Annotated in this window: 17 protein-coding genes; 5 read left to right on the top strand and 12 right to left on the bottom strand. The window is 72.5% G+C overall.

The features are described 5' to 3' along the window. Positions 1-228 precede the first annotated feature (228 nt). Positions 229-498, top strand: a complete 270-nt coding sequence (locus tag MYMAC_RS07215; RefSeq protein WP_002635502.1) for an HU family DNA-binding protein — start codon at positions 229-231, stop codon at positions 496-498. Between the two features lie 22 nt (positions 499-520). Here MYMAC_RS07215 and MYMAC_RS07210 read toward each other — a convergent pair whose 3' ends face one another. After that, complete coding sequence (locus MYMAC_RS07210; RefSeq protein ID WP_095957536.1) at positions 521-1,528, bottom strand: M23 family metallopeptidase; 1,008 nt, start codon at positions 1,526-1,528, stop codon at positions 521-523. A 99-nt stretch (positions 1,529-1,627) separates the two neighbouring features. After that, entirely contained in the window at positions 1,628-2,653 is a 1,026-nt protein-coding gene (gene ltaE, locus MYMAC_RS07205; RefSeq protein ID WP_095957535.1) for a low-specificity L-threonine aldolase, read from the bottom strand. Positions 2,654-2,683: 30 nt separating this feature from the next. Here ltaE and nth point away from each other — a divergent pair, with 30 nt between their 5' ends. After that, positions 2,684-3,430: an endonuclease III gene (gene nth / locus MYMAC_RS07200; protein ID WP_095961505.1), complete on the top strand. Its 747-nt coding sequence runs from the start codon at positions 2,684-2,686 to the stop codon at positions 3,428-3,430. Here the strand turns inward: nth and def are convergent. The 6 genes from def to galU form a co-directional block, all read right to left on the bottom strand. Further along, positions 3,384-3,917 carry a peptide deformylase gene (gene def, locus MYMAC_RS07195; RefSeq protein WP_013935421.1) on the bottom strand — a complete coding sequence of 178 codons (534 nt, stop codon included), beginning with the start codon at positions 3,915-3,917 and terminating at the stop codon, positions 3,384-3,386. The genes nth and def overlap by 47 nt on opposite strands. 89 nt (positions 3,918-4,006) lie before the next feature. Continuing rightward, the gene (locus MYMAC_RS07190) at positions 4,007-9,304 is read right to left on the bottom strand and encodes a DnaJ domain-containing protein (protein WP_095957534.1); all 5,298 of its coding nucleotides are present in this window, start codon (positions 9,302-9,304) and stop codon (positions 4,007-4,009) included. 15 nt (positions 9,305-9,319) lie between these two features. Next, the gene (priA, locus tag MYMAC_RS07185) at positions 9,320-11,707 is read right to left on the bottom strand and encodes a replication restart helicase PriA (RefSeq protein WP_095957533.1); all 2,388 of its coding nucleotides are present in this window, start codon (positions 11,705-11,707) and stop codon (positions 9,320-9,322) included. A gap of 133 nt (positions 11,708-11,840) precedes the next feature. Next, the gene (locus MYMAC_RS07180) at positions 11,841-12,467 is read right to left on the bottom strand and encodes a glutathione S-transferase family protein (RefSeq protein WP_013935424.1); all 627 of its coding nucleotides are present in this window, start codon (positions 12,465-12,467) and stop codon (positions 11,841-11,843) included. A 113-nt stretch (positions 12,468-12,580) separates the two neighbouring features. After that, a complete protein-coding gene (locus tag MYMAC_RS07175) occupies positions 12,581-13,336 on the bottom strand; it encodes a LolA-like protein (protein WP_095957532.1) in 756 nt (251 codons plus the stop codon). Continuing rightward, entirely contained in the window at positions 13,333-14,235 is a 903-nt protein-coding gene (gene galU, locus MYMAC_RS07170; RefSeq protein ID WP_013935426.1) for a UTP--glucose-1-phosphate uridylyltransferase GalU, read from the bottom strand. Before galU ends, MYMAC_RS07175 begins: the two co-directional genes overlap by 4 nt. Positions 14,236-14,295: 60 nt before the next feature. Here galU and MYMAC_RS07165 point away from each other — a divergent pair, with 60 nt between their 5' ends. Next, positions 14,296-15,144 (top strand): PorV/PorQ family protein, encoded by an 849-nt coding sequence (locus MYMAC_RS07165; protein ID WP_095957531.1) that lies wholly within the window; start codon positions 14,296-14,298, stop codon positions 15,142-15,144. 1 nt (position 15,145) lies between these two features. On the opposite strand, the gene MYMAC_RS07160 is transcribed toward MYMAC_RS07165, so the two are convergent. After that, positions 15,146-19,900 (bottom strand): hypothetical protein, encoded by a 4,755-nt coding sequence (locus MYMAC_RS07160; RefSeq protein ID WP_095957530.1) that lies wholly within the window; start codon positions 19,898-19,900, stop codon positions 15,146-15,148. 24 nt (positions 19,901-19,924) lie between these two features. On the opposite strand from MYMAC_RS07160, the gene MYMAC_RS07155 reads away from it, so the two are divergent. After that, positions 19,925-20,944, top strand: a complete 1,020-nt coding sequence (locus MYMAC_RS07155) for a glycosyltransferase (protein ID WP_095957529.1) — start codon at positions 19,925-19,927, stop codon at positions 20,942-20,944. Between the two features lie 4 nt (positions 20,945-20,948). Here the strand turns inward: MYMAC_RS07155 and MYMAC_RS07150 are convergent, their stop codons facing one another. Next, complete coding sequence (locus MYMAC_RS07150; RefSeq protein WP_095957528.1) at positions 20,949-21,893, bottom strand: RluA family pseudouridine synthase; 945 nt, start codon at positions 21,891-21,893, stop codon at positions 20,949-20,951. 128 nt (positions 21,894-22,021) lie between these two features. Beyond that, positions 22,022-23,455, bottom strand: a complete 1,434-nt coding sequence (ltrA, locus tag MYMAC_RS07145) for a group II intron reverse transcriptase/maturase (RefSeq protein WP_095957527.1) — start codon at positions 23,453-23,455, stop codon at positions 22,022-22,024. Between the two features lie 597 nt (positions 23,456-24,052). On the opposite strand from ltrA, the gene MYMAC_RS07140 reads away from it, so the two are divergent. Next, the gene (locus MYMAC_RS07140; RefSeq protein ID WP_095957526.1) at positions 24,053-25,573 is read left to right on the top strand and encodes a gluzincin family metallopeptidase; all 1,521 of its coding nucleotides are present in this window, start codon (positions 24,053-24,055) and stop codon (positions 25,571-25,573) included. Between the two features lie 18 nt (positions 25,574-25,591). On the opposite strand, the gene MYMAC_RS07135 is transcribed toward MYMAC_RS07140, so the two are convergent. After that, positions 25,592-25,939, bottom strand: a complete 348-nt coding sequence (locus MYMAC_RS07135) for a hypothetical protein (RefSeq protein WP_013935432.1) — start codon at positions 25,937-25,939, stop codon at positions 25,592-25,594. Between the last annotated feature and the right edge of the window lie 98 nt (positions 25,940-26,037).

Raw genomic sequence — 26,037 nt, 5'->3', positions numbered from 1 at the left:
CGCGATCACACACAGCTCTTTCCCATTCATCATTCATGGGCTGCGATGATGTATCGGAAGCGTCGCGCCACGCTCTTCCTACGCCCTGTGTTTCAGAGGGCCAACTTTTCGTCTGGAGGCCGATTTTCCGGCTCCAAACCGCGGCCGGCATTGACAGGGAAAAGAGCGATTTGTTACCACCGGCCGGGTTAAAGCACTTCAAGGCCAGACAACGGACGGAGGGGCGTAATGACCAAGGCAGAACTCGTCGAGGTGGTGGCGGCGCAGACACGTCTCACCAAGAAGTCGGCGGCGCAGATCCTCGACATCGTCTTCACCAACATCGGCAAGGCGGTGAAGAAGGACGCTCGCTTCAGCTACCCCGGCTTTGGAACCTGGTCGGTTCGCTCGCGCAAGGCGCGCAAGATCCGCAACCCCCAGACCAACGAGATGATGAAGCTCAAGGCGTCGAAGACGATTGGCTTCCGGCCCGCCAAGGAGCTGAAGAACTCGCTCTAGGCCACCGCCGCGTGGGCTTCGCTCAGGGGCGCTCACCCGCAAGGGGGCGCCCCTGTTGCATTGCGGGGGAGCGGCCGGCGGGTCTCCGCGCCATGGGCGGTGTGGGCTCGGGTGGTGGTTCCGCGTCCGCCAGCGCCTCCAGTGGGTCCATGGGCTCGCCGTCGCGCCACAGCTCGAAGTGCAGGTGGACGCCGGTGGCCAGGCCCGTCTCTCCCGCGAGCCCCACGGCGATGCCGCGCTCCAGCACCTCACCTGCCGCCACCAGCAGGCGGGACAGGTGGCTGTAACGCGTCACCCAGCGGCCCTCGTGCTGGACCTCCACCTGGAGGCCATGGTCGCCGTTGCGGCCCGCCCGCAGCACCACGCCCTTTTCCGCCGTGTAGATGGGCTGGCCCTGCGTGGCGGCCAGGTCGACACCCAGGTGGCGCCGGTGCACGCCCGTCACGGGATGCCAGCGATAACCGAAGAGGCTGGTGACGGACACCGGGTCCACCGGCCAGGAGAAGCGCGGAGGCGCATCCTCGTCCGGCTCCGGCGGCTGCTCCAGGCGGCGCAGCTCCGCGGTGCGCACCGCCAGCCGGCCCACGCGCAGCACCACGGCCTCCGCCAGGGAGGCCGGCATGTCGCCGTAGGTGAAGCCATCCCGCTCCAGCTCGGCCTCCAGGACGCTCTGGGCGCGCAACAGGTCGCCGGAGCCGACGCGCGGCGCGGCTGGACGCGACAGGAAGCCGTCCAGCGCGAAGGTCATCTGCTCCCAGTTCTCCACCTGCGCGGCGGGCATCACCCCACCCCGCGCCACCTGCTGACGCAGCGCCTGCGCCCGCGAGGCGAAGGCGGAGAGCACGGCGTGCAGCTCCGGCGCTGTCTCGGGCGCGGGCCGACGCGCCCGCTGCACGGCGGGTGTCACCTCCGAGCCGCGAGGACGCGGAGCCGAGGTAGCATAGAGCTCCTCGAAGCTCATCTTTGGCTCCGCGCCACGGCTGGCGCAGGCACAGGCAGTCACGAAGGCGAGGAGGCTGAGGCGACGCACGACGCCGCGAGCCTACCATGACCCGACCGCAGTGCTCCTTCCTGGGCGCGCGCCCGCTGGGGGATGTCCACGGGCGCGCGTTTCACCCACGGGTGGTGCTCAGGAGACGGCGCGGCGGATGCGCCCCAGGGCCTCGTCGATGTCAGCGGCGGACACATCCAGGTGCGTGACGAAGCGCAGTGTCCGCGGAGCCCCCGCGGGGTTGGTCAGGACCCCGTGCCGCTCCAGCAGCGACAAGGCCTCCAGGGCGGGCCGGGAGAACTCCGCGAAGACCATGTTGGTCTCCACCCGTGAAGCGTCCACCTTCACGCCGGGAACCTCCGCCAGCCCCACGGCCAGCCGGCGAGCGTTCGCATGGTCGTCCGCCAGCCGGTCCACGTGGTGCTCCAGCGCATGGAGCGCGGCCGCGGCCAGGATGCCCGCCTGGCGCATGCCTCCGCCCAGGCGCTTGCGCAGCCTGCGCGCCTCGCGGATGACGTCCGCACGCCCCGCCAACGCCGAGCCCACCGGCGCGCCCAGCCCCTTCGAGAAGCACACCGCCGTCGAGTCCGTCAGCGACGCCCAGGCGGACACCGGCACGCCGAGCGCGACCCCCGCGTTGAAGAGCCGGGCGCCGTCGAGGTGGACGGCCAGCCCCGCCTTGCGCGCCGCTTCCACCACGGACCGGAAGCGCGCCACCGGCCACACCGAGCCACCGCCCCGGTTGTGCGTGTTCTCCAGCGACAGCAGGCGCGTGCGCGGATTGTGGATGTTGTCCTCGCGCACGGCCGCGCGCACGTCCTCGGGCGACAGCAGGCCTCGCTCGCCTGGCAGGGGCTGTGGCTGCACGCCCCATAGGGCGGGTACCGCGCCGCCTTCGTAGTGGAGGATGTGGCTGCCCGCCTCGGTGAGCACCTCATCTCCCTGCCGGCAGTGCGCGCCGATGGCCAGTTGGTTGGCCTGCGTGCCCGATGGCACGAAGACGGCGGCCTCCAGGCCGAGCCGCTCGGCGACCTGGGCCTCCAGGCGGAGCACGGTGGGGTCCTCGCCGTAGACGTCGTCCCCGACCTCCGCGTCCGCGATGGCGCGCCGCATGGCGGCCGTGGGTTGGGTGACGGTGTCTGAACGGAAGTCGATGCGCTTCATGAAGCTCTCCGCGTGGGTGAGTCCCAACCGGTGCTTGGGCTCGCAGCCGGTGTGACATACAACGGCGCCGTGCCTGGACGTGAGACAGTCACTGAGAAGCGAAAGCGCGCGGTGCGGGTGATGGACCGGCTGGCCGCGGACATGCCGGATGCCCGCATCGAGCTGGACTACCGGACGCCCCTGGAACTGCTGGTGGCCGTCATCCTCTCCGCCCAGTGCACGGACAAGCGCGTCAACATGGTGACGCCCGCGCTATTCCAGCGCTTCTCCGACGCCCAGGCCTACGCGGAGGCGGAACCGCCGGACGTGGAGCCCTTCATCCGCACCTGCGGCCTCTACCGCGCCAAGGCGAAGAACATCGTCGCGGCGGCCCGGGCGCTGGTGCAGGAGCACGGCGGGCGGATTCCCCTGCAACGGGACGCGCTGGAGAAGCTGCCCGGCGTGGGCCGCAAGACGGCGGGCGTGGTGTGCATCCACCTGGGCGGCGACGCGGCCTTTCCCGTGGACACCCATGTGAAGCGGCTCGCCTTCCGGCTCGGGTTCACCACGAAGGCGGACCCGGACAAGGTGGAGGCCGACATGCAGGCCGTGCTGCCTTCGGAGCGGTGGTCGCTGGGCCACCAGTTCCTGGTGTGGCACGGGCGGCGGACCTGCTTCGCCCGCTCGCCCGCGTGTGAGCGCTGCGTCGTCGCGGACCTGTGCCCGAAGAAGGGCGTGAAGGCCGCGGCGGCTACGGAGACGCCGGAGCGCCCACCTCGCGCTCGCGCGAAGACTTGAGGCGCTTCATCCGCTTGCGGATGAACTCGCGCTTCAGCGACGAGATGTGGTCCACGAAGACGGTGCCGTCGAGGTGGTCCACCTCGTGCTGCACGGCGATGGACAAGAGCCCGTCACAGCGCAGCGTCTGCTCCTGACCGTCCGGGTCCAGGAACTTCACGGTGATGGCGGCGGCGCGGTCAATCTCCGCGGACTCGCCGGGGATGGACAGGCAGCCCTCGTTGTAGGTCGTGTCGCCTTCCCTGGCGATGATCTCCGGGTTGATCATCGCGATGGGCTTCAGCTCCGGCTGGCTGTGCGTGGTGTCCAGCACGATGACGCGCTGGAGCACGCCGATTTGCGGGCCGGCCAGGCCCACGCCTTCAGCGGAGTACATCGTTTCGAACATGTCCTTCACCAGCGTGCGGATGGAGTCATCCACCTTCGCCACCGGCTTGGCCTTCTGCTTCAGGACAGGGTCGGGCCAGATGAGGATCTCGCGGACCATGGACGCCCTCTTAATCCTCCCGGAGCGGACGGGCAACCGCCCCGGGCCGGCCGCCCTTCAGCGCGGGGCGGCCGTCCGTCCGGCGGGCATCAGTCGAGCAGGCTCCGGGCGTACTCCGCCCGCAGCCGGTCATCGCCCAGGGCCTGGGCGGCCTCCGCCAGCACGCTGCGAATCTGCTGGGCGCGGTGCTGGAGCGCCGGGTCCGGATGCCCCGCGAAGCGCAGGGGGTGGAACTCGGCGGCCAGCAGCTCGTAGGCGCGTTTGACCTCCTCGCCTCCCGCCGACCGGGCCAGCCCCAGCACCGTGAAGTAGTCCGCGTCCTGGATCTCCTCGAACTTGGCCTCCAGGCGCCGCACGTCCAGCTCCGGCGGAAGGTCGCCAGCGTCGTCGTCCGCGGCGGGCTCCAGTGAGACGAGCCCCAGCGTCCGCGCCACCGCGAGCGCCTTCAGCGCCGAGTCCTGCGGCAGCCCCGCGCCCAGGAGCAGCGCCTCCAGCGTGTGCTCCCCGTCCACCTGGGACAGGAGCTGGAGGTCCCGAGGCGGGAGGCCAAAGTCATCCGGGGCCAGGTGGAGGTCCCCCCGGGTGACGCGCGCGCGCAGGCTTCCAGCGGCCTCCAGCAGGGATTCGGAGGTGAGCGTGTTGCGCAGGGCCTCGGCCAGCAGGTGCAGCGGTGGACGCGTGGCCGCGGCGAGCGCCACCTCGTGCGGCGCCGGTTCCGGCACCAGGCGGTAGAGCGTCGAGGGCTCCGCCAGGGCGTCCAGGAACACCTGCTCGGTGTAGCGCTGGACCAGCGGCACGGCTTCGGACTCCCGCAGGTAGCCCCGGCCCCGGAGCGCGTCCAGCAGCGCGGCGGTGGTGGCGCTGCGCACCAGGCGCAGCTCCCCTTCCTGCCGCGCGTCGATGAGCCCATCCGCCCGGGCCCGGTCCACCAGCGACTCCCCCTGCGCCGAGGAGACGGCTCCGACCAGCGCGCCATCCCTCAGCCAGAGCACGCGCAGGGCGTTCATCACCTTCAGCTCCAGCCGCATCTCCATGCGGGCCTCGCAGAGCCGGAGCACCAGCTTCGTCAGGCCATCCTGGGTGACGCTGCCACTGCGAGCCACGGCCAGCTCGGGCCGGCCGGGAGGGGCTTCCAGGGGCAGCATGGACGCTCGCGCCTGGGCGGCGGCTTCCTCCGCGTCCCGGAGCGCGCGCTCCTCCAGTTCGTGGCGCTCGCGTTCGGCGCGGGCGCGCTGTTCGGCGGACTCCGTGCGCAGGGCCTCCAGGGATTGCTCCAGGGACTCACGGGCCTCGCGCTCCTTCGCCAGCTCCTCCCGGGACTGCTGGTGCTCCAGGCGCAGCTCGGCGAGCTCCTCGGAGACTCGCGCGTTCTCCGCGAGGAGGCGGGATTCGGATTCGCTGCGGGCGCGGGACTCTTCCTCGAGCCGGGATTCCAACGTCGCGCGCTGGTTCGCCTCCGCGTCCAGGCGGACTTCCAGGGCCGTGCGATGGCGGCTCTCCGTCTTCGCTCGGGCGGTGGCCTCGGCTTCGGCCTGCGCGGCTTGCTGGGCGCGAGCCTCGGCCTCGGCGCGGTGCTTCGCCTCGGCTTCGGCGCGGGCCTCCGCCTCCGCGGCGGACTTCAGCGCGGCTTCGGCGCGGGCGTCTGCTTCGAGCCGGGCCTTGGCTTCGGCTTCGGACTGGGTGGCGCGCTGTTCCTCTTCCGTCTGGGCACGCGTCTTCTCGGCGGCGCGGGCGTCCGCCTCGGCGCGGGCCTGGGATTCGGCTTCGGCGAGCTGCCGGGCCGCCTGCTCGGCGCGAGCTTCGGCTTCGGCGCGGGCCTGGGCTTCGCGGTCGGCGCGCGCTTCCGCTTCGGCGCGGGTCTGGGCTTCGCGGTCGGCGCGCGCTTCCGCTTCGGCGCGGGCCTGGGCTTCACGGTCGGCGCGGGCCTCGGCTTCGGCTCGGGAGGTGGCTTCGCGCTCGGCGCGGGCCTCGGCTTCGGCTCGGCGCTCGGACTCCGCGGTGGCCTGTGCCTCGGCCTCCGCGCGCGCCGTGGACTCCGCCTTCGCTCGTACCTCGGCTTCGGCGCGCAGCGTGGCCTCGGCTTCCGCACGGGCCTCGGCTTCCGCACGGGCCTCGGCTTCGCGTGAGGCCCGCGTGTCCGCCTGGGTGCGCGAGTTCGCTTCGCTCTCCACACGGACTTCGATGGCGGCGCGCAGCTTCGCCTCGCGCTCGGCGCGGGCCTCGATTTCGGTTCGTGCGGCAGCCTCGGCTTCGGCGCGAGCCTCCGCCGCCGCGCGGGCCTCGGACTCGCTTTGCACGCGGGCTTCGGCCTCGCGTCGCGCGGCGGCTTCGCTCTCGGCTCGGGACTCCGCGTCTTGCTGCGCGAGGGCCGCGATTTCAGCGCGGGCTTCGGCATCTCGCAGCGCTGCCGCCGACTGCTCGGCCTTGGCCTCGGCGTCGTTCAGCGCGGCTGCCGCGTGCTCCGCGCGGGCTTCGGCCTCGAGCCGTGCCGTGGCTTCTTGCTCCGCGCGGGCTTCGGCCTCGGTCCTGGCCGCCGCGTCGCTGCTGGCGCGGGCCTCCGCGTTCGCACGGGCCTCTGCTTCCTGCTGAGCCCGTGCTTCCGCCTGCTTCGCGCGAGCCTCGGCGTCCGCGCGCGCCGTGGATTCAACCTCCGCTCGGGCTTCCGCCTCGGCCAGGGCCGCCGCAACGGATTCCATCCGAGCGTCGGCTTCAGCGCGAGCCGAGGCCTCGACCTCCCCACGTGCCGAGGCTTCAGCGAGCGTCGTCGCCGAGGATGACAGCCGCGCTTCCGCGTCCATGCGCGCCGCGGCCTCAATCTCTGCCCGTGCTTCCGCCTCGGCCAGCGCAGTGGCCACGGATTCCACACGGGCATCCGCCTCGACACGCGCCTCGGCCTCCGCCTGCACGCGGGCTTCGGCTTCCGCCAGGGCCCGGGCAATCAGCGCCGACTGTGCCTCCGCTTCCGCCAACGCCCGCGTCGCCGACTCCGCCCGCGCCTCCGCTTCCGCCAACGCCCGCGCCGCCAGCTCCGCCCGCGCCTCGGCCTCCGCCTGCGCCCGCGTCGCCGACTCCGCCCGCGCCTCGGCCTCTACCTGGGCACGCGTCGCCAGCTCCGCGCGCGCCTCGAGCTCCGCCTGAGACCGCGTCGCCAGCTCCGCTCGGGCCTCGGCCTCCTCAAAGGCTTGAGACAGGCTCTGCGCACGCGTGTCCGCTTCGAGCCGGGCCTGTGCCTCTACATCCGCGCGGGCCTCCGCGGCCTCGCGAGCACGCGCCTCCGCGTCGATGCGCGCTTCCGACATGGAGGACAGGTCCTCGGCGGACTCGACCCGGCTCTCCGCCGCCTGCCGCGCCTTGAGCTCCGACTCCGCGCGGACCTCCGAGACGACACGCCCCGCTGCCTCCGACTCCAGGCGCGCTTCGAGCGCCTGCAGCGCCTGCGTGCTCGCCGCGGCGCGGAGCTCCGCCTCCTCACGCGCCTTCGCCTCGGCCTCCGCGCGCGCCTCCGCGTCGATGGCCCGAAGCTCCGCCTCCGCGCACGCATCCTCGAACTGGCGGACCTGGGCCTCGACCTCGGCGGTGAGCGTCTCCGCTTCCTCGCGAAGTTGGACCTGCGCTTCCAGCTCCGCGCGCAGCGCCGCGACGTCACCAGCCGCCTCGGCGTCACCGAGGACCGCGCGGGCAGAGGTGGCCGTGGACGAAGGCGCCGCCCGCTGACGAAGCCCTTCCAGCGCCGCCTCGGCTTCCGCTCGGAGCAGGGACTCGCGAGAGTGCTCCTCTTCTTCCTCCGCGAGCCGCTCCTGGAGTCCCTGGACCTGTTGCTCGAGTTCGCGGCGCAGCGCGGCTTCCCGCTCCAGCGCCTCGGTGACGGCGCTCACCCGCGCGTGGGCCTCCTCGAGCTGGCGCTCCGCCTCCTCCTGCTGGGCCTGCCACTGCGCCATCAGCGCCGGGACCGCGAAGCCGCCAGCCGCCGCGGCGGGCGCCTCGACGGGAGCCTCGGGCGCGGGGCTCGCGGCCTCCGCCTCCGCCTCCGAGTCGAACCAGTCCGCCCCGACGCTCGGCTCCGCGGCCGGGGCGTCGCCCGTCTCGCCCGTCGCTTCCCCGTCGAACCAGTCGTCCCCTGGTGCCGGCCGCGCCTCCTCGTCCGCGTGGGACTTCGTCGACGCGGCTTGCAGCTCCGCTTCCAACAGCTCCCAGTTGGACGCGGAGACCGCCGCCGCGTCAGTGGACTCCCCGAGCGCCGCCTCCGTCCCCCACGCGTCGTCCGACTCCGATGCCGACGCCTGCTCCGGCTCGGAAGTCGAAGCCTCTCCGGGTGCCTCGCTCGCCGCCCCATCCGACTGTGTGCCCAGGCGCGCGGCGTGCTCCATCTCCGGGTCGGGTGGCAGCTCCGTCCAGGGCGAGCCATCCGGGGCCGCGGGTTCGTGGGATGGCGACGCACGCATCGCGGCCAGCTCCGCCTCCGCCGCGGAGAGGGCATCACCCGCCGGGGCCTCGGGCGTGTCGACGTCGAAGAACCCCTCATCGCCCAACTGGGGCGCCAGGGCCGCCGTGCGCGGCGAGGCCTGCGAGACGGGCTCTTCCGTCCACGCCAACCGCCCCACCGGGGGCGCCTCCGCGCCCGGGGCCCGCGCGTCGGCGTCCCCCTCCACCGCCGAGCCCCAGTCCTGCTCCTGTGATGACTCGCCCCAGCCATCCGCCGAGTCCGGCGCCAGCGCCGAGTCGATGGAGGTCATCGCCTGGGCCTCCGCCTCCAGATGCGCCCGCGCCATCGCGGTGTCCAGGTCGCGCGTACTCTGGTGCTCGCGGTGCCGCGCCGCCTCGTGGGCGGAGCGCTCCGCGTCCGTCATGGCCGCCAGCTCCCAGTCCGTCTGGTGCAGCGGCGCCAGGTCTCCGAACAGCGCGTTCGCCAGCGCGGGGTCCCCCGCCACCGAGGGCGGAGGCGTCGCGTGCCAGGACTCGGGCTCCGTCCCCACGGCCGCCGAGACGCCACCGCTGGACGGCGGCGGCTCCCGGTTCTCCACCACGTGCCACGCGTCCGCGTCCGCGGGCGCCTTGACGAGCGAATCCACCAGCGCCACGAAGGCCGCGCCTTCCAGGGGCAGCGGGGCCACGGGGGCGCTGAACCCCGGGATGGGCTCACCGAGGAGCAGCACCCGCGCCGACTTGCCATCCGGGTGTTGGAGCAGCTCCTCCAGCACGAGGTGCCCCCGGCCGCTCTCCACGCCGGGCGCGAGCACGAGGAGCACGGGCAGGTGATGCCCGTAGGCAATGAGGGCATCCGCGGCGGAGGTGGCGAGGATGACCTCGTACCCTTCCCGCGTGAGCAGACGCCGCACGGCGGCGATATTGGCGATGTCGTCGTGGACGAGAAGGACCGGTGCGCCCATGGGGGGGCACCGAGTCTACAGCATGGCCCCCGGATCCACGTCGATCACGACCTTCACCGCGGAAGGAACATCAGCCAGGGCCGCTTCCACCCGGGCGAGCAGCGGGGCGAGCGCCGTATGCGTTGGCCCCTTCAAGAGGAGCTGCCAGCGCGTCTTGCCCCGGATGCGGGAGATGGGCGCCAGGGCCGGCCCCAGCATGCGGACCCCGGCGGACGCGGGGGGCATGTGCCGGGAGACGATGTTCCCCAGCGAGCGCGCCACGCTGGCCGTCTGCTCGGGGTGCTCCCCCTCCAGGCGGACCGCGGCCATGCGCGAGTAGGGAGGGTAGGCCAGCGCCTTGCGCCACTCCAGTTCCTGGTTGGCGAAGCCGTCGAAGTCATGGGCCAGCACGCGCCGCACCGGCTCCGCGTCCGGGTTGTAGGTCTGCACCAGCACGCGCCCCGGGTCCTTGCCCCGGCCCGCGCGGCCGGCCACCTGGGTGAGCAGGTGGAAGGTGCGCTCGGCGGCGCGGAAGTCCGGGATGGACAGGGAGGTGTCCGCCATGACGACGCACACCAGCGTCACGCCCGGGAAGTCGTGCCCCTTGGCCACCATCTGCGTGCCCACCAGGACGTCCAGCTCCCGGCGCGCGAACGAGGCCAGCAGCTCCGTCAGCCGCTCGGCGCTGCTGGCCGAGTCCCTGTCCAGCCGGGCCACCCGCGCGGTGGGGATGCGCTCCAGCACCTCCGCCTCCACGCGCTCGGTGCCGATGCCCAGCTTGAGCATGGGGCCGGTGCACTCCAGGCACTGCTCCGGCACCGGCATGGCCAGGCCGCAGTAGTGGCACACCACCCGGTTCTGCGAGCGGTGGTGCGTGAGGCACACGTCACACTCGCTGCACTTGAGCGACAGGCCGCACACCTCGCACAGGAGGACGGTGCTGTGGCCCCGGCGGTTGAGGAAGAGGATGACCTGCTGGCCGCGGCCAATCGTCTCCGCCATGGCCTCCAGCAGCGGCGGGCTGAGGATGGGCGCCTCCTCGGTCACCACGCCCTCGCGGGGGCGCTCCACCCGCAGGTCCACCAGCTCGATGGAGGGCATGGGCCGGTCGTCCACGCGGTGCTTCAGCTCCAGGAGCTGGTAGCGCCCGCGCTTCACGTTCTCCAGCGTCTCCAGCGCGGGCGTGGCCGAGCCCAGCACCACCACCGCGCCGGCCTGCTTGCCGCGCACGACGGCCAGGTCGCGCGCCTGGTAGCGCAGCTTCTCCTCCTGCTTGAAGGACGGGTCGTGCTCCTCGTCCACGACGATGAGCCCCAGGTTGTCCACCGGCGCGAACACCGCCGAGCGCACGCCCACGGCAATCTTCACGTCGCCCCGGCGCAGCGCCTGCCAGTGGAACAGCCGCTCCCGGTCCTTCAGCGCCGAGTGCAGCACCGCCACCTCCGCGCCGAAGCGGCTGCGGAAGCGGCCCACGAGCTGCGGCGTCAGCGCGATCTCCGGCACCAGGATGAGACTGCCCTTGCCCAGCGACAGGGCGTGCTCCGCCGCGCGCAGGTACACCTCCGTCTTCCCGCTGCCGGTGACGCCGTGCAGGAGGAAGGGCTGGAAGGTGGCCGCGTCCAGGGCCCCGCGCAGCACCACGCCCGCCGCGTCCTGCTCCGGCGTGAGGTGGTCCGGGCGGCCCTGAATCAAGCCCTCCTTCACGCTGGCCTCCACCGTCTTCTCCTCCAGACGGGCGAAGCCGCGCGTGGCCAGCTTCTTCAGCGTCTCGCGCGCGCCGGGAATCGCGTGGGCGACCTCCTCCAGCGGCGCGCGGCCTCCCACGGCCAGCAGGTACGCGAGCGCGGCGGACTGCGCGGGCGCGCGGGACAGCTCCGGCGGCACCTCGTTGACGAGCGCCACCGCGAAGTGCTGCACGTCCGGCTTCGCTTCCTTCTCCTCCACCGCCTTCGACAGGCCGGGCGGCAGCGCGCCGCGAATCACCTCACCCAGCGGGTAGCGGTAGTGCACGGCCGCGAAGCGCAGCAGCGCGATGAGGTCCCTGGGCAGGGACGGCGAGTCCTCCAGCACGCGCTGGACGGCCTTGAGCTTCACCTTGTCCCCAGGCGGCGGGGACGCGGGGCCCAGGTAGAAGCCCAGCGCCGTGCCCCGGCCGAAGGGCACCAGCACGCGCTGCCCCGGCTCCAGGCGGCCCGCCAGCTCCTCCGGCAGGGCGTAGGTGAACTCGCCCCGGACGGGGCGGCCAACGGCGATGGAGGCCAGGACGGGAGCGCTCACTTCGGCGCGCACTGTAGCGGCGGCGACGGGCGCTGACAGTTCCCGGCGGCTTTTCACACCGGAGGTGCGCACCGCCCTGGAACCCCGCGTCGTGGGGGCCTCCGCGGGCGCCGCGCCCGCCTCGCTCCACAAGGGTCGCTGTTCCATGACACTCCCTTCAACCACCGCCCCGGCCCCAGCCGTCCTGCTACCGGGGTCCACAGTGCGCGAAGGGTCTGACATTCCCCGCCGGGTCCCACCGTGAGGCAGGACCCGGGGTGTCAGGAGGGCGAGCCAGGCCTCAGCTCCCGGTGACCTGCTTCCACGAAGGGCGGCTGCGGACGCGCTCCCACCAGGCGGCCACGTTCGGGTGCCGGGCGACCAGCTCCGCGCCGCCCGCGGCGACGAAGAACTCCATGTAGGGCATCCACGTCAGCTCGGCGAGCGAGAAGCTGTCTCCCGCCAGGTACTGCTGCCTGCCCAGCACGGGCTCGATGATGCCGAAGACACGCTCGACGCCCTCCAGGCCCTCCTGGATGCGCGCCTCGTCCGGAGCACCGCCGCCCAGGAACTTCTTGAAGAGGCGCTCCCAGATGACCTTCATCGCGGCGGGCGAGAAGTAGCTCTGCTCCACGCTGATGAACTGCTCCATGCGCGCGTACGCGTGCACGTCGGACGGCGTCAGCGAGGCCCCGGGCAGCTTGCGGTCCAGATAGCGGATGATGGCGCGCGACTCGTAGAGCCGGAAGCCGTCATCGTCCTCGAACACGGGGATGACGCCGAAGGGGTGGCGCTCCACGTGCGCGGAGGCCTTGTGCTCCCCCTTCGTGAGGTCGACGGAGACGAGCTCCGCCGCCTGGCCCTTCTCCGCCAACGCGGCGAGGACCATGCGCGTGGCAGTGCTCATCGGGAGGCCGTACACCTTCATGGGACATTCCTCTTCGTGGCGGGCCGGGGGGAGTCCCGGCCAGGCGGGGCCAGACTCTTCATGGCCGCCGCCGACGCCGCAAGGAATTCAGGAAGTGCCGGGCTGGACTCCCGCTACAGGGTGAAGAGCGAGTCAGGCACGCTGGCCCGGTTGTCACCCTTCAGGGCGGTGAAGCGCAGGCTGCGCTGGCCGCCGCGCCACACCTCGATGGTGCGGGGCATCCACTCCCCCGTGGCGGGCGAGTTGTAGTCCAGGAAACGGACATCCCAGGCCGTCCCGGACGCGTCCGTGTAGCGCAGCCGGGCCGGGCGGAAGGAGTCCTTGTAGACCCAGAACTGCGGACGGCCCTCGGCCATCTCACCGAGGACGTAGGTCACCTCGCCGCCCAGGCGCGCCAGCCCCGTGCGGCCCGTCTCGATGCCCAGGCCCTGGAGGTGACGGAGCACCGCCTCCTTCTGGTCCTGCACGTTGCCGCTGCCCGTGGCGAGCAGCGGGCACACCTGCGCGACGAGCACCGACATGGCGGGAATCTCGGTGCCCTGCGCGCGGCGGCGCCCCCCCGACTGGATGACGGTGGACGTGGCGCTGCCGCCGGGCGCGGAGGCCTCGAAGCGGCAGCGGCCGGGAACGCGGATGGACAGCACGCCGTCACCCTGCACCTCCGGGCGGTCCGTGGGGGTCCCCAGCGCGGCGCCGGCCTCCTTCACGGCCGGACCTCCGAAGCTGAGGGAGCCTTCCACGCGCAGCGTGGACAGCCTCAGCTCGGCGCGCTCCGCCGCCATCCGGCGGATGATGGAACTGCCGGGCAGCACGTAGGCGGCCGCGGCGAAGGAGACCAGGACAGCGAGGAGTGCAACGGTGCGCTTCACGGCTTCTCCGTCTTCACGACTTCACGCAGGTAGGCAAGCAGCCCGTCCCGCAGGTCCGGGCGCTTGAGCGCATAGGCGATGTTGGCCTTCAGGTACCCCACCTTGTCGCCCGCGTCATAGCGCTGGCCCTTGAAGCGGTAGCCCAGCAGCCCCTTGGACTGCTGGAGGGTGGCCAGGCCGTCGGTGAGCTGGATTTCGCCGCCCACCCCCGGCGTCTGGTTCTCCAGGATGGGGAAGATGTCCGGCGGCAGCACGTAGCGGCCGATGACGGCGAGGTTGGAGGGCGCGGTGCCCTTCTTCGGCTTCTCCACGATGCGGTCGATGCGCATCACGCCGTCGCCCAGGTCCGTGCCCGCGGCGATGCCGTACATGTGCGTCTCGTTGTCCGGCACTTCCATCAGCGCGATGACCGCCTGGTTGTACTGGCGGTACACGCGAGCGAGCTGACGGATTCCCGGCTCCTCGGCGTCAATCATGTCGTCGCCCAGCAGCACGCCGAAGGGCTCGTCGCCGATGACGCTCTTGGCGCACAGCACCGCGTGGCCCAGGCCCTTGGGCTCCTTCTGGCGGATGCTGACCACGCGCACCAGGTCCGCGATGGCGCGCAGCCTGTCGGCCTCCGCCTCCTTGCCGCGCGCACGCAGCGTGGTCTCGATTTCGAAGCCGATGTCGAAGTGGTCCTCGATGGCGCCCTTGCCGCGGCCGTTGATGAGGACGACGTCCTCGATGCCCGCGGAGACCGCCTCTTCCACGATGTACTGGAGCGTCGGCGTATCGACGATAGGCAGCATCTCCTTGGGAACCGCCTTGGTCGCCGGCAGGAACCGCGTGCCCAGGCCGGCTGCCGGGATGACACACTTGCGGATGAGGGGCTCTACCTTCGGGGTTTTGGAGGCCATGAGGGCTGGGAATCTATTGATGGCCCCTGACCCCATCAAGCCGGATAGGATGGACTTGTCATGTTGCTCCGCGCCCTGGTGCTGATTGCCCTTTGTGTGTCCACTACCGCTCTGGCGCAGCCCGCCGAGGACCTTCGGGATGTGATGAGCGCCCGCGCCTATGGCATGGGCGGCGCCTACCGGGCCCTGGGCCTGGGCGTGGACGCGATGATGGGCAATCCCGCCGCGATGGTCCTCTACCCCTCCTACCGGATGGAAGGCACCGGCGCGTGGGACTCGCATCGGAAGGAAGGGCTGCTGGGGGTGTCCGTCATCGACGCGGCCACGAGCCGCCTGGGGATGGGGATGGACTACCACTGGGTGAGCGTGGGGCGCGGCGGCGCGCGGGCCAGCGCCCACCTCAGCTCGCTGGGGGTGGGACTCCCCATCAGCCAGTCGCTCATGCTGGGCGCCACGGTGCGCTATCTGCGCATGAGCGGCCAGTCGCGGTTCGCCAACTCCGTCACCGGCGACGCGGGCATCATGCTCCGGCTGTCGCAGGCGCTGATGGCGGGCTTCTCCGCGCACAACCTGGTGGACACCGACAACGACGAGCTGACGCGCTATTACTCGGCGCACATCGGGGTGATGACGGGGCTGCTGACGCTGGCCGGCGACGTGCGCGCGGACTTCACGACGAACGACACCACGACGTTCACGTACCACGGCGGCCTGGAGTACATCCTGGGGCAGATGTTCCCGGTGCGCGCGGGCTACTCCTACGACGGCTTCACGCGCACGTCGCAGGTGAGCGCGGGGCTCGGCTACATGTCCGAGGGTGGCGGCGGGCTGGACTTCGGCTACCGCCACGACCTGGGCGGACCGAAGGGGCGCATGCTGGCGCTCACCATCAAGATGAACATGAACTGAGTCAGCGCGGCGCCCGGAGCGGCAGGTAGCGCTCCGACGCGGCGAAGCGCAGCAGTTCCACCAGCTCCGCCTCGTTGCCCCGGCGGGCGCGCAGCACGGTCAGCGCGGGGCCGATACCGCCGCACGCCACCAGTCCCGCGCGGTTGGCGGAGTCCCGCGCGGCGTCGGCGAGCGCGGAGGCCTTGAAGTTCTGGGTGCCGGGCTCCAGCAGGGCCAGGGCGCGCTCCAGGGCGCGCGGCGACAGGGACTCGCGCACCACGCGGGCCTCGGCTCCGGCAGCGCGCGGGTCCTTCAGCACGGTGGTCAGCAGCGCCAGGGCCCGGAAGAGCTGGCCGCCCTTGAGGGCCCGGAGCGCGAGCAGGTCCGGTGAGAGGGACAGCAAGGCCCGGCCCGCGTGGAAGCGCAGCTCCGGGAGCGGCATGGGCTCTCGCAGCAGGGCGCGTCCCACGAGGAGGCGCGGGTGGCCCGCGTGCACGGCGGTGAAGGGCGGGCCGTCATCCTCCGCGAGCACGAGCTCGGGCAGGTGGACGTCCAGCATCCGCGCCGCGGTGTGGAGCGCGTCCAGCACGGCGGGCGCGCAGGGGCCCGCGGTGGCGCGCAGCAGCTCCGAGGAGCCGGCGGCGCGGCCCTCCGCGGGGAACAGGCGGCAGAGCGCGATGCCGGTGCAGGCCAGCAGCTCACCAGAGGGCGTGCGCAGGCCGGGGTGACGCAGGCCGGCGCGCTCATCGGAGGTCAGCGGCGGGCGCTGGCCCTTGGGCGCGGGGGTTTCGAGCCCGTCGAGCGCGTCCGCGATTTCGCGCATGAGCGAGGCGCGCGCCGGGTCTCCACGCTGGTCGAAGTACTCGGCGAGCAGGCGGTATGGCTGCGCGTCCAGTGGACGTTCACGGATGTGCCGGAAGGCGTCGGGCTCGGTGTCGGGCGACGCCGGATAGGCGGGCGCGGGGACCTCGCGCGTCTCCATGACGCCGGCGACGGGACGGGCGGGCTCGGGCGACGCGGGCGGCTTCGCGATGAACGTGCGCCCTGGCGCCGGCGCGGAGACGGTGCCCTCCGGGCGCGCGCGGACGACCCGGCGCACGGGGTCCATCCGGCCAGGGGGCGCTTCCCAGGAGATGACGCGGGTCTCCGGGACGGGCGCGTCACCAAGCTCGATGAGTTCGCCCGTCATGAGGTCCGTGGCGCGCGTACGGCGCCCGCGCACGTCGGCGTCGCGCGCGGCGGGAGCAGGCGCTGCCTCGGCGGGGCGCTGCGCGGCTTTGTCTCCGCGGGAGGAGCCGGAGGGCTTCGGTGCGGCCTGGACCTTGGAGAGGGCGGCTTCCCGCGGCTCCGCCGGAGCGCGGGGCGCCGGGGCGTTCCCGGGAGACGAAGGTGGATTGCGGCCCGCGGCCTTGGAGGACGGAGCGGGAAAGCTCTCGACGGGAGCACGGGGGGCTGGGGCCGTGGTGTTGCCCGGAGACGAAGGCGGATTGCGGCCCTCGGCCTTGGCGTGCGATGCGGCGCCCCCTTCCACGGGGGCACGCGGGTCGCCTTGCCCGGCGAATGCGGTGACGCGTGCCTCGCCCTTGGGCTGAGGCGCAGCGGAGACGTCCGCGGTGCGTGCCGCGCCCCTGCCCTGTGGCGCCTCAGGCGCCTCGGCCGGAGCCGGGGCGACACGCGCGGGTGATGCCGTGGCGCGCCCGTCCCCTCGGGCGGCCGTGGCGGCACGCTCGGCCTGGGCCTCCGCACCGGCTTGTGACGGGGACGCACTGTCGGAACGCGCGCCTCGCTTGCGCCTCCGCCTCGAAGCGGCATGTCCGGGTGATGCTGGGTGGCCCGGCGCCGACGCGGCGTTCGGGAGAGCGCCACCGCCCGCGTCCACGCCTTCGGTCGCGGCCGGCGCAACGCCCATGTCCGTGGTGGACGTCTCCTCATTGGCCAGGCTCGCGACGTTCGCGGACGCCTGCGTCAGCACGGGAGGCGCGGGGATGAGCGGCGCGCGAGGACCGCTGGGCTCACGGCGGGGCGTCGCGGAGCGTGGGGGCTCGGGGGGCGGGACTTCGCGCTCCGCTCGCGCCTGACGGAGTCCCTCCGCACGGCGGGCATAGACCTGCGCGCGCTCGGGATTGCCCATCACCTCGCGCCATAGACGCGCGAGCCGGTCCCAGGTGCGCTCCCGCTCCTCCTCGTCCTCCGTGGCGGTGGCCGCGTGCTCCAAGGCCCACGCCGCCTCGCCCAGGCGCTCGCGTGCGAGGAGACGGTCCACGAGCAGCAGCCACGCTTCCTTGTGGCCCGGCTCATAGCGGACGGCCTGACGCAGCTCTTCGAGCGCGGCCTCGGCGTCGCCCTGGGCGTCCAACGTGGTGACCAGCTCCAAGCGGGCCTGACGCGCGGCGGGCCCCCGGGACTCGCGGGCGAGCTGCGCACGCAGCAGCCGGCTGAGCACCGTCGTATCCCCGAGCTGTCGCGTCAGCGTCGTGAGCTGCACGCGGGCCTGCTCGCTGTCGGGGCTCTCCGCGAGCACCTCGCTCCAGGCCCACTGCGCGAGCCGCAAGTCGCCCAGCGACTCCTCCGCCACCTGGGCCAGGACGCGCAGCGCCTCCACGCGGTCTGGCGCACGGCGCGGGGCCGCCGCCAGCGCGACGCGAAGCCGCTCCGCGATGGCGGGGCGCTCCCTGTCCGACACACAGCGGAGCAGCCCCGCGAGCACCGAAAGCAGCCCAGGCGCCAGGGACTCCGCGGCCTCGAAATCGGCGCGAGCCTTCTTGAGCTCGCCCAGGTGGAGCCAGCGCTCTCCTCGCGTGAGCAGGGCTCCCGCGCGAGCACGGGCCGTGGGCGCCCGCCGGATGGCCTCATCGAGCGCACGACGCACGATGGAGGCATCGCCTCGCGCGGCGAGCAGGCGCACCTGGTCTCGCAGCGCGGCCCGGTCTCCCGTCAGCGCGACGATTTCCCGGTACATGCGCGCGGCGCCCGCGGGGTCGTGGAGCTCGTTCTCCATCACCTCCGCGAGGCGGGCCAACGCATCCGCGCGAAGGGCGGCATCCTTCGCCTGGTCGGCGCGCTTCAGGTAGAGCTGCGCCAGCTCGGCCCAGGCACGGCGAGCGATGAGCTGCGCCTCCACCTTCTGCGAACGGGTCAGCTCCTCGGCGTCTTCCGCGCCCGCGCCCGGGCTGGCGGCGGCGGCCTGGCGCGCGTTCGGTGCGTCACCGGAAGCCGCGGCCAGCGCGGCCTCCAGCTCCGCCAGCGACACCTCCATGGTGCCCGCGCGAGCGTCCGGCTCGGGTGCGCCCCTGGGCGTGGCTGGAGGTGGCAGCACCTCCGACGAAACAGGCGTCTTGCGCCGGGGACCCTGCGATGCGGCTGGAGCCTGAGGGCGCGGTGCCTGCCCTGAAACGGCGTCCGTCGAGTGAAACGGCTGCGCTTCCGAGGTGACTTCGTCCGCTCTGAAGTCGTCGAAGGTCGCTGCCTCGCGACGCGGCGCTGGCGGGGCGTCTCGCACTGGCGGAGCGGGCGCGCCGGCGTCGTCATCCGAAGCGTCTGCCCACGGCACCGACAGTGGGGCCCGCCCGGGAACGAACGTCTTCACCGCGCCGGAAGCTGGAGGCGATGCGTCCGCGCCCAGCGCGGGCATCTCCACTTCCGTCTTGCGCGCCTCGAAGGCCAGCGACGGCGGCTGCGCGACCACCGCTGGCAGCTCCACCAGGGTCCTGGGTGCCTCGGGAGCGGATGCACGGGGGGAAAGCCCCACCGCGGACGGCTCCACCGCGGGCAGCTCCAATACCGTCTTGAGCGCTTCAGCAGGCGGCGCGGCCACAGTTGGCGCTGCCTCGGGCAGCTCCGCTCCGCCCGTGCGAGCGCTGACAGCAGGCGCGCCGGGAACGGGTTCGGTGTTCCCCTCGGAGGGCCGAATCTCGGCGGCGGGCGACTCGACATGCGAGCGCTCCGACGAAGGCACCGCCGCCCCGTTCGACACAGCCCCAAGCCGTTCCGAACCGGCGGGAGCCTCCACCCGAGCTCCCGCCTCACGCCCAGGTGACGCGATAGCAGGCCCCGCCCCACCCACCAGGGGAAGCTCCGACGACGAGGACCGTGAACGCGCCTGCGCCGTCCCTGCCGTGGAAGTCGCCCCAGGCGGCGGCCTCGCGGCGAGCGGCGGGCCCACCACCGTCTCGATGAGGTAGATGCCGTCATCGTCCCAGGACACCGCGTCCTGGACGCCATCCTTCCGGGCCGGGCGTTTCGCCAACACCCCCGCTTCGCCTCCGCCCTCTGGCGCGGCGCTCGGACGGTCGCCGGGCGAAGCCGTTCCCGCGATGCGCGCACGCAGGATTTGAAGCACGCGGCGAGCGCCCCGGTCCTCGGGCCATTCCACCAGGAGGGCCTCGAGCGCGGCGGCGGCACGCGGGAGCTGGTCCACCCGCCGCAGCACCCGCGCGAGCTGACGCCGGACCGCGCGCCGGCTGGAGACCACCGATGGCGACACCTCGAGCAGGGTGATGGCCGCCGCTTCCGTGCCGGCGAGCAGCGCCATGCGCACAATCCCGGCCGCCAGTCGCGGCGTCATGGGCAGGGTCCGGCTGGCGCGCGCGAGCTCACCGAACGCGCGCGCGGCGGCCCCCTCACGCAGCAGCCGGGCCGCGGACCGGAGGTGCCGGTTCACCACGTCATTGACAGCCTCCGCGGGCTTGACGTCGGACGCGCCGGACTGCAGCGCCTCCTGTCGGACCGCTGCGGGTTCCGGCGTGCCGGCGCTCTTGCCGTTTCTCACGCCACCCATGGGTGCGGCAGTCTACACACAACGATGCCCGTTCCGGCTGTTACTGTCCTTCTCCCCGCTCGAAACGCCGAAGCCACCGTGGCGCGCGCCGTCCGCAGCCTCTTGACGGGCACCGTCCGCGACATCCGGGTGCTCACCGTGGATGATGGCTCCACCGACGGTACGCGTCGGGTGCTCACGGACCTCGCCGCGAGCGACGCCCGCGTGGAAGTCCTTGACGGCCGGGGACAGGGGTTGGTGGCGGCCTTGAACCTGGCGCTCGGCCAGGCGACCTCTCCCTATGTCGCCCGGATGGACGCGGACGACGAAGCCCTGCCCCGGCGGCTGGAGGCCAGCCTCGACGCGCTGGAGGCGGAACCCGCGCTGGCCGGCGTGGGCACCGCCGTGGAGCTGTTCCGCGATGACCAGCCCGTGAGCCCTTCGCTCCAGGCCTATGCGACCTGGCTCAACGGCCTGACCACCGCCGAGCAGCTCGACCGGGAGCGCTTCATCGAAAGCCCGCTGTGCCATCCCTCCGTCTGTCTCCGCCGCGACGCCGTCATCGCGGCGGGAGGCTGGCGGGACGGCGACTTCCCGGAGGACTACGCGCTGTGGCTGGAGCTGCTGGACCAGGGCTTCGCCCTGCGCAACCTCCCCGAAGTCCTGCTGCGCTGGCGCGACAGCGACGGCCGGATGACGCGCACCGACCCGCGCTACGCGCTCAAGCGCTTCATGTGGATGAAGGCGCGCTACCTGACGCGAGGCCGAGGCCCCCTCGCGGACGGGCGCCCCTGCACGGTGTGGGGCGCGGGCCCGAGCGGCAAGCTGCTGACGGCCTTCCTCCACCAGGAGGGCGCCCGCGTGCGGCGCTACGTGGAGGTCCACCCGCGCAAGGTGGGCACGCACATCCACGGCATCCCGGTCATCTCGCCCCAGGAGCTCGGCGCGCCGGGGGACGGACACCTGCTGGTCTGCGTGGGCGTGCGCTGGGCCCGCGCGGAGATTCGCGAGGACCTCATCGGCTGGGGCTGGGTGGAGGGCCGCGACTTCACCTGCGCGGCGTAGCGCCTCACCCCGGCCCGGAGCCCGCGCCGCGAATGGCCCCCTGGGGCGGCTCGACGCCCGCGGCGAGGAAGAAGCGCATCAAGTCCTCCGGCACCGGCGCCTCGATGCGCAGCGCCTCGCCGGTGCGCGGATGTCCCAGCTCCAGGGCCTGGGCATGCAACAGGCACCGCGCGGCCTCCACGCCTTGCGCCCTGGCCGCGCCGCCGTAACGCGCGTCCCCCAGAATCGGGGCGCCCAGCGCCGTCAGGTGCGCGCGGAGCTGGTGCGTGCGGCCGGTGCGCGGCAACAGCTCGACGACGCAGAACGCGGGCCCCGCGAACAGCGTGTGGAAGTCCGTCAGCGCGGGAACGCCGTTGGCCGCGCGGGTCGCCCGCCAGCGCCCGGGACGGGACGGGTCCTTGGACAGCGGCAGGTCCACCGTCCCCGACGGCGGCAGGCCCGGCCCCGTGGCCGCGACGTAGCGCTTGCGCGCGCGCCCTTCGCGGAACTCGGCCGCCAGCGCCGACGTGGCCTCCGCCGTCTTCCCGAACACCGTCACCCCGGAGGTCTCCCGGTCCAGGCGGTGCACCAGCCCCGCCGCGCGGCCGAGCTTCGCGCCCACCAGGTCCACCAGGCTGTCCCCCACGCGCCCCTCGGTGGGCTGCGCGGACACGCCCGCCGGTTTGTCCACCGCGATGACGTCCGCGTCTTCGTACAGCACGGGCAGCTCCGGCGCGGGAGGCGGCGCGGCCAGCGGGCTCTGTCCGCCCTCCTCCAGCACCACCGTCACCACCTGCCCCGCCGCCAGCCGCGCGCTCGCGTCGCGGCTGCGCTTGCCCGCCACGTACACGGCGCCCACGTCCACCAGGCCCCGCGCCCGGGCCTCTGGCAGTCCCAGCTCCGTGGCCACCGCCTGGGCCACGACCTTCCCCACCAGCCCGCCTTCCACCCGGAACGTCCGGCGCTTCATGCCGTCACCTCGCTCGGTGCCACGCCCACCGGGCGGACGGCCCCGCGTCGCCCGAGTGCCCCCGGCGAGCCGCCGCCCATCCCTGTCTCCGGCACAGATGTCATTGGTAGAGGGGTGGCGCGGTACCGTCAGCGGCCCGTTTCCACCCTCCTCCTTTCAAACCGTACGTGCGGTTTTCCCGCATACGGCTTAACGAGAGTGTTGTCGTGCAGCATGCACGGTTTCGGGTAGCGAATCGTCCCATGCAACCGGTGCAGGCCTCTTTCCCAGAACCACGCTCGATTCCATGCGTCCGCCTGGCCGGCCCGCAGCTTCCTGCCTCTGCGTTTCACCATGAACTGGTGCAGCCGCCGGAAGACGTAGGAGTCGAGTTGATTGAACTTTCGGGCCGCGTTCCCGGTGCGGAAGTAGTTGCCCCATCCTCGCAACACCGGGTTCAGGCCGCCGATGATTTCTCGGACATCCTTCACCCCGTGCCGCTGTCGGCTCGTCAGCTCCTTCACCCGAGCCCTCACCCGCTTCATGCTCCGCGCTGACGGCCACCGCTGGAGGTAGTAGCGGCGCACTCCCCGCTGCTGCCACAGCTTGCCCGACATGCGCTTGTGCAGGTGACAGCCCAGAAAGTCGAAGCCTTCCTTGCCCTCGGTGAGTTCCACTCGCCGCGTCTTCTCCGGGTGCAGTTGCAGCTTCAGCCTCCCGAAGATGATGCGCACCCTTCGTTCGGCCTCCTCGGCAGCTTCGCGGCCTTTGCACAGCACCACGAAGTCATCCGCGTAGCGCACCAGCTCGCCCACCTGCGCGCACTGCCGCTGCCACACGCTGTCGAAGAAGTGCAGGTAGATGTTGGAGAGCAGCGGGGAAATCACTCCCCCCTGCGGTGTCCCCGAGACCGTCTCGGAGTACCGGCCCTCCTCCACCACTCCCGCACTCAGCCACTGCCTCAGCAGCTTGAGCACCCTCCGGTCCGACACCCGCCGCTCCACCCGCTCCATCAGCAGCTCATGGTCGATGCTGCCGAAGTAGTCGCGGATGTCCGCGTCGAGCACGTGGTGACACCCGGCATTGACTGCCTCCCGGATGCGCTCCAGGGCCTGCACCGCGCTTCGACGTGGCCGGAAGCCATACGACGACGGAAGAAAATCCGCCTCGAAGACAGGCTCCAGCACCAGCTTCACCGCCATCTGCACGATACGGTCCTGCACCGTCGGAATGCCCAGCGGCCTGAGTTTCCCGTCCGCCTTGGGAATGAACCGCCTGAGCACCGCGGGCGGTTTGTAGGTTCCTGCTCGCAGTACCTCGCCCAGCTCCTGCACCAGCCGCTGTGCGCCGTACTGCTCCACCGCCGCCAGCGTGACTGAATCCACGCCGGCAGCGCCCTTGTTGCGTCGGACCCGCTGCCATGCTTCCCACAGGACGTCACTCCGGTGGACTCGGTCATACAGCGCATGGAAACGGCGCTCCCGGCACCGCTTGGCTGCCACGAAGAGCTTGCGCTGGAGTTGTCGAACTTTGTCGGTGGACTCTGGCCCACCGGGGGGATTGGAGCCTTCTTGGCGGCTCATGCCCTCGCTCTTACCTCCCGCCCAAGCACCACCCAAGCAGGGGCCCTTCCCTCCGGGCGCGTTGTCTTGCACGCCCCTCGCCGGTACTACGGCCCCCTCGGACTCCCGCTGCGCTCCCCACGCTTTCACCTTCGGCTTATACGCGGGGCCCTGCCGCGACGACGGCCGCGCAGACGGGTCTCTCCTGTTCCCCACCAGACCTTGAGCACGTGCCACGCCCCATACCCCGGGGAGCCCCGCTGCTTCCCATCCGGACTCGTCCGCAGCGGACCTGGCCTTCGCCGCGACATGCTCGGCTCGGCGCTCCCATTGTGTATCTGTCGAGGCGGCAGGCTTCACTTGATGTTGCGGCCCGCGCTCTTGCTCCCTCCCGAATGGAGGCTTTTGACGCCCCGCTGTGGCCTGCCGCCTCTCGGCGGTCGGCTGGGGCCTGCTACCGGGCACTCCGGTGTCTACCCGGACGGGACTTTCACCCGCCGGTCTGGTGGAGCATGGACGTGCTCCTCTTGCTCGTCCTTCAGGACGCACCATGCGGCGGCACTCTACGCGCGCATCGCCCTTTCGCGCCGCCCGCTTCCTGTTACCTTCCGCGCCCCCATGGACCGTCCCCTGCACTCCGTCCGTACGCGGCTGGACGACTTCCTCGCCGAGCTCGCCACGGTGCACTACCGGCAAGGCGCCGGGCTCGCGCTGGAGGTTCAGCCCTCCCAACTCCTCGCCTCCTTCCCCGAGCTGTCGTCTCCGGACACCTTCGCCGCCGCCAACGAGGCGCTCGCCAAGGCCCGCGCCAAGGACGACCCACTCCTCGTCCGCCGCATCCAGCGGGTGCGTGAGCTGGTGGCCTCGCACGTCGAGGACGCGCTCGCCGCCCGCCACGTGGACGCCATCGCCACGCTGGAGGCCCAGGCGAAGCTGACGGTGGATGACCAGGCGTACGCCTTCGGCGAGGCGCTGGGCCGCATCCCCCACGAGCCCGCTCGCGGCCGCCGCGCCCTGCTGGAGCGCGCCACCGGCGAGTTCCTCTGGCAGCACCGCACCCGCTACGGCGACCGCCGCGAAGCGGCCCTGCACGCCGCGGAGCAACTGGGCGCGAAGGACTACCCCACGCTGCGCCAGGACGTCACCGGCATCGACTTCGCGAAGCTGGCCGAGTCCGCCTCGACGATGCTCGCGCGCACGGAGGACGCCTACCGCGACGTGCTCGCCTACGTCCTCAAGAAGGTGGACCCGCTGCTGCGCCCGCTGCCCGGCGGAGAGGCCCGCCGCCACGACTTGCAGGCCGCGCTCCAGGCGCCGTGGATGGACGGCTTCTTCCGGCGCGAGGACGCCTTCCCCGCCGTGGTGCGCTGGCTGGGTGAGTGGGGCCTGACGCCCAACGCCGGGGGCCGCATCCGCATCGACGATGAGGCGCGGCCCGGCAAGTCACCGCGCCCCTTCGTCGCCGTGGTGCGCGTGCCGGACGACATCCGCCTGGTGCTCCAGCCCCGCGGCGGCCTGGACGGCCTGGCCAGCCTCCTCCACGAGCTGGGCCACGCGCAGCACCGCGCCCACGTCTCCGACACGCTGCCCGTGGAGCTGCGCCGGCTGGGGGACGCCGCCGTGACGGAGGCCCACGCCGCCGTCTTCGAGCGGCTGCTGCTGTCGCCCGACTGGCTCAAGCGCTACCTGGGCCTGCCCACCATGGCCGCGAAGGACGCGGCGCGGCTGGCCGCATTCCAGGCCCTCACGCTGCTGCGGCGTCACGCGGCGAAGCTGTCCTACGAGCTGTCCCTGACGCGACGGGGCGCCTCCGCCGACCGCGCGGACGAATACGCCGACGGGCAGCGCCATGCGCTCTTCGTCGAGCCGCACCCCGGCTTCTTCCTCCACGACGTGGACCCGCAGCTCTACGTGGCGCACTACCTGCGGTCCTGGGCCCTGGAGACCCAGCTCACCGCGCGCCTCACGGAGCGGTTCAACGAGGACTATTGGAGGAACCCCGCGGCCGCCGCCTGGTTGAAGGGGCTGTACGCGCGTGGGGGCAGTGACGACGCGGAAGGACTGGCCACGGAGACGTCGGGCACGCCGTTGGCGTTGCCCGAGGCCGGGGAGCGCCTCGTGGCCATCCTCAACCGGTAGGGGACACCCGCGAGACGACTACTTCTTCTTGCGGAGCGCCCGGACAATCTTGTCCTTGGTCGGATTGGCGGCGGCATCCCGCGCGCGCGTGGCCGCGACGGGCTTGCTGCTGGCGGTGGCCACGGGCTTGCCACCCGCGCGAGCGCGCATCGCCTTCATGAGCTGCATCTCGATGAGGAGCAGCTCGTCGCCCAGCTCCTGGTTGTCACCAGCGGCACGGGGCAGCGGTGCACGGGTGCTGGAAGCGCCCGCACCGTGGCGCATGCGCAGAACCTTCTCCTCTTCGGCCGACAGCGTGCGCGTCTTCTCCAACGCCGCCTTGACCTCCTTGGCCGTCACCGTGCTACTTCCGACCTTGCGCTCCATCGCCGCTCCCTTGCTGTGAAGCCCCGCTGAACATCCGAGCATGTCAGACGCGTCCGGGCCGCAACCGTCGAGGATTCTAGAGGACGCAAGGGTCAGCG

The sequence above is a fragment of the Corallococcus macrosporus DSM 14697 genome, assembly GCF_002305895.1.
Classification (GTDB): domain Bacteria; phylum Myxococcota; class Myxococcia; order Myxococcales; family Myxococcaceae; genus Myxococcus; species Myxococcus macrosporus.
The sequence above is the reverse complement of the archived record's forward strand: the minus strand, read 5'-3'. Positions and strand labels throughout refer to the sequence as shown.

What these genes read in the sequence shown, in the direction of transcription:
- ltrA (WP_095957527.1), bottom strand. Translation starts at nt 23,455, where the DNA reads ATGAGCCGCCAAGAAGGCTCCAATCCCCCCGGTGGGCCAGAGTCCACC.
- galU (WP_013935426.1), bottom strand. Translation starts at nt 14,235, where the DNA reads ATGGCCTCCAAAACCCCGAAGGTAGAGCCCCTCATCCGCAAGTGTGTC.
- MYMAC_RS07180 (WP_013935424.1), bottom strand. Translation starts at nt 12,467, where the DNA reads ATGAAGGTGTACGGCCTCCCGATGAGCACTGCCACGCGCATGGTCCTC.
- priA (WP_095957533.1), bottom strand. Translation starts at nt 11,707, where the DNA reads ATGGAACAGCGACCCTTGTGGAGCGAGGCGGGCGCGGCGCCCGCGGAG.
- MYMAC_RS07135 (WP_013935432.1), bottom strand. Translation starts at nt 25,939, where the DNA reads ATGGAGCGCAAGGTCGGAAGTAGCACGGTGACGGCCAAGGAGGTCAAG.
- MYMAC_RS07150 (WP_095957528.1), bottom strand. Translation starts at nt 21,893, where the DNA reads ATGAAGCGCCGGACGTTCCGGGTGGAAGGCGGGCTGGTGGGGAAGGTC.
- MYMAC_RS07165 (WP_095957531.1), top strand. Translation starts at nt 14,296, where the DNA reads ATGTTGCTCCGCGCCCTGGTGCTGATTGCCCTTTGTGTGTCCACTACC.
- MYMAC_RS07155 (WP_095957529.1), top strand. Translation starts at nt 19,925, where the DNA reads ATGCCCGTTCCGGCTGTTACTGTCCTTCTCCCCGCTCGAAACGCCGAA.
- MYMAC_RS07160 (WP_095957530.1), bottom strand. Translation starts at nt 19,900, where the DNA reads ATGGGTGGCGTGAGAAACGGCAAGAGCGCCGGCACGCCGGAACCCGCA.
- MYMAC_RS07140 (WP_095957526.1), top strand. Translation starts at nt 24,053, where the DNA reads ATGGACCGTCCCCTGCACTCCGTCCGTACGCGGCTGGACGACTTCCTC.
- def (WP_013935421.1), bottom strand. Translation starts at nt 3,917, where the DNA reads ATGGTCCGCGAGATCCTCATCTGGCCCGACCCTGTCCTGAAGCAGAAG.
- ltaE (WP_095957535.1), bottom strand. Translation starts at nt 2,653, where the DNA reads ATGAAGCGCATCGACTTCCGTTCAGACACCGTCACCCAACCCACGGCC.
- MYMAC_RS07190 (WP_095957534.1), bottom strand. Translation starts at nt 9,304, where the DNA reads ATGGGCGCACCGGTCCTTCTCGTCCACGACGACATCGCCAATATCGCC.
- MYMAC_RS07215 (WP_002635502.1), top strand. Translation starts at nt 229, where the DNA reads ATGACCAAGGCAGAACTCGTCGAGGTGGTGGCGGCGCAGACACGTCTC.